The following is a 712-nucleotide window of genomic DNA, read 5'->3' as shown; positions in this document are numbered from 1 at the left end:
TTCCGGACGTTTTACGACAAGACCAGCCGCGCCGCATGCTTCAATCGCATGGATGTGCTCTCTAACTGCTCCTTGAAGTCCTAGTACACCTATTGTTAACATGTCAGCAGCGCTCCTATGTTCTTACCAGCCGCGTTCTTGCATACGCTGTTCTGGAAGTAAGTTTGAGATTTCAATCCCTTTCATTGCAGTACCAAGCTCTTTTGACAGCTCAGCGATCAATTTGTAATCAGTGAAGTGAGTTGTTGCTTCCACAATTGCTTTCGCAAATTTAGCAGGGTTGTCTGATTTGAAAATACCAGAACCAACAAATACTCCGTCAGCACCAAGCTGCATCATGAGAGCAGCATCAGCAGGAGTTGCTACGCCGCCAGCGGCAAAGTTAACGACAGGAAGCTTGCCGTCTTTTTTAATTTGAAGAAGAAGCTCGTAAGGAGCACCTAGATTTTTCGCTTCTGTCATTAGTTCATCCTCACTCATCGCAACTACTTTGCGCACTTGAGCGTTAACTTTACGCATATGACGAACAGCCTCAACAATATTACCTGTCCCAGGCTCACCTTTTGTGCGAAGCATAGAAGCACCTTCCGCAATACGGCGTGTTGCTTCACCAAGATCACGGCAGCCACAGACAAAAGGAACTGTGTATTCATTTTTATTCAAATGAAATTCTTCGTCAGCCGGCGTCAGAACTTCACTTTCATCAATATAG

At 45.4% G+C, this 712-nt stretch carries 1 protein-coding gene and 1 pseudogene; both read right to left on the bottom strand.

The window, feature by feature from the left end; all coding sequences use genetic code 11:
• Positions 1-102, bottom strand: a pseudogene (locus ACWHAR_RS27070) (pyridoxal 5'-phosphate synthase glutaminase subunit PdxT); the annotation flags it as partial.
• A gap of 21 nt (positions 103-123) precedes the next feature.
• Positions 124-712, bottom strand: a 589-nt coding sequence (gene pdxS, locus ACWHAR_RS27065) for a pyridoxal 5'-phosphate synthase subunit PdxS (RefSeq protein WP_452088431.1), incomplete at its 5' end; no start/stop codon positions are given.

Source organism: Bacillus sp. LR--39, from assembly GCF_053613335.1.
Note: the sequence above shows the minus strand (reverse complement) of the source record. Positions and strands in the feature narration are given on the sequence as shown.